The 2,085-nt window shown below is 42.0% G+C and carries 3 protein-coding genes; all 3 read right to left on the bottom strand.

The genetic code is table 11. The features are described 5' to 3' along the window. Positions 1-118 precede the first annotated feature (118 nt). Positions 119-940 (bottom strand): NAD-dependent epimerase/dehydratase family protein, encoded by an 822-nt coding sequence (locus MD535_RS25400; RefSeq protein WP_038891922.1) that lies wholly within the window; start codon positions 938-940, stop codon positions 119-121. 153 nt (positions 941-1,093) lie between these two features. Next, positions 1,094-1,444 carry a cupin domain-containing protein gene (locus MD535_RS25405; protein WP_265678065.1) on the bottom strand — a complete coding sequence of 117 codons (351 nt, stop codon included), beginning with the start codon at positions 1,442-1,444 and terminating at the stop codon, positions 1,094-1,096. 162 nt (positions 1,445-1,606) lie between these two features. After that, complete coding sequence (locus MD535_RS25410) at positions 1,607-1,993, bottom strand: tautomerase family protein (RefSeq protein ID WP_112417450.1); 387 nt, start codon at positions 1,991-1,993, stop codon at positions 1,607-1,609. Positions 1,994-2,085 lie beyond the last annotated feature (92 nt).

The following is a 2,085-nucleotide window of genomic DNA, read 5'->3' on the forward strand; positions in this document are numbered from 1 at the left end:
ATAACGCCTGCTTAAGTGGTGAGTGACGCACCACCAAACTTAAATTGACCACCGTAAACACATAAGCCGACAGTTACACCAAAATTGCCAAGCGTTACGAATCCACTTGAAGCATTTGTTATGTGTAATTTTCTATGTACTTCCTTAATGACTCAGTCGATTCAAACAAGGGACTAATTGGAAGGTTAAGATTTAGCTTTTCAATTTCGACTGCCGAAGAGCCATGGTATTTCTCAAAGTCACTCCAACTGCACTCGTGAACGCGCTTTACGACTCGAGAGTCGAGTAGCAATTGAGAAAATGCTTCGGGGCTATACCCCTTAGTCTCAGCAATAAAGTGTTGTGTAGCCGGACGTTTACCTTGAACCAGTGCCAAATAAAATCGAGCGATGTCATTAACATGGATATATTGGTTGTAACCTTGAGATGGTATCGCTACTTGGAGAGTTTGGTCAGATAAGGAGTCTACAATCCGCTTTAGCTGACAGTTTTCACCACCATAAACCAAACTAGGACAGTAAACGACATGCCACTTCTTTTTGATAGCACAACCTATTGTAACTGTGTCCGGTTTCACCACCTCTAGAGGCTTAAGCCTAAATTCTTTCAGGTCATTGTGAGAAGCATTGCCAAATAACCAAACGCCCGATGTGTGGATTTTTGTTGCTCCATCAGCCGCTAGTCTATCCAGCTGCGTGAGCAGCTTGGACTCTATATCAGCTATTTCCTCCGGTGAAAATTCTGACCAATGTGGGCGAGCACAATTTATAACGATATCAAAGTAACCAGAGAAATCTGATAGCACATCGGTAAGCTTCCGAGCAAGAGGTAAGACACCATTAGACCTGCTGTAAGTTGAAACTTCAAAGCCACTCTCGACAAACATCTTAGTCACGTGGCTACCAATATACCCATTGGATCCTGATATAAGTACTTTCATTCTTTCCCTGAACTCTCGATTACACATAACGCCTGCTTAAGTGGTGAGTAACGTACCACTCAAGCTAAGTTTTACGCCGTAATCACTCAAGCCTAAATTAACGCTAAAAGTACCAAGCGTTACGAATCTGCTTGAAGCACTTGTTATGATGCTTTACTTCTGACTAGCTTGGATAATTAGCAGCTCAATTTCTTGGTCTGACGTATTAACCAAACCATGTGTGCCAAACCGTTTATTTACTATCATATCGCCTGAGGAAATTTTATGCTCTTCACCCTCAATTATCATAGTGCCCTCACCTTTTAAGATGATGTACATTTCCTCATCATCTTCGTGGCGATGCTCACCCATTGAGCTTCCGGCAGGCATTACAACTCGAATAGCGAAATCCCAAGCACCGTCAAAATCTTTGCGCCTAAATGCACGATAGATATCTATTGAACCATCGCCGCCATGGCTGTTTTTATCTACTTCTTTATCGCAAGTATAGAAATTTCGGATCATCTGCTGTGAGTTCCTAATAATGAATTTTTGTCCAATCCTTGGGGCAACATAACGCCTTGCTAAGTTGCAGCTAACGAACACAACACCCGAGCAAAGCCACGTAATCACTGAACTCAACCAAACCAAAATCGCCGAGCGTTAGCTGTCGACTTGAGCAATTTGTTATACGTTGACCCGATATTTGAGATCCTGCGCCTCATCCCCTGTCATGCCACGAAAACCCCAACAATGTGCTGGTTGCTCTTTGATTGTGATTTCAATGTCCACTGGCGAAATACCTAGCTCAGTTTCAATTCGATTGAAAAGTTCTTTAATTAATGCTTTCTTAGTATCCGGTTTCCTACCTTCCATCATGTTAATCTCGATTACTGTATATGAGTCACTTCTATCGGCAGGAAAATAGAAGTCTTCTTTATCGAGCGGAACAATTCGATGAGCACGCTTACTAGCTGGAAGCGTCAATATATCAGTCATACAAGACTGAATAACATCAGATAACTTTGCCTTAATTGGATTTAGTCTATCTCTAATTCCGTAGATGATTATCATCGTTTCTCCTTAAACGTATAACGCCCTGCTAAGTGGCGCTGACGATAAACTTACCAAGCGCACTAAACTTCAAACCAAAACCGCCAAGCTTA

Source organism: Vibrio qingdaonensis, from assembly GCF_026191675.1.
Lineage (GTDB): Bacteria > Pseudomonadota > Gammaproteobacteria > Enterobacterales > Vibrionaceae > Vibrio > Vibrio qingdaonensis.

Bases quoted from the DNA above. Each gene is read 5' to 3' on its own strand.
- MD535_RS25400 (WP_038891922.1), bottom strand. From the start codon at position 940: ATGAAAGTACTTATATCAGGATCCAATGGGTATATTGGTAGCCACGTG.
- MD535_RS25410 (WP_112417450.1), bottom strand. From the start codon at position 1,993: ATGATAATCATCTACGGAATTAGAGATAGACTAAATCCAATTAAGGCA.
- MD535_RS25405 (WP_265678065.1), bottom strand. From the start codon at position 1,444: ATGATCCGAAATTTCTATACTTGCGATAAAGAAGTAGATAAAAACAGC.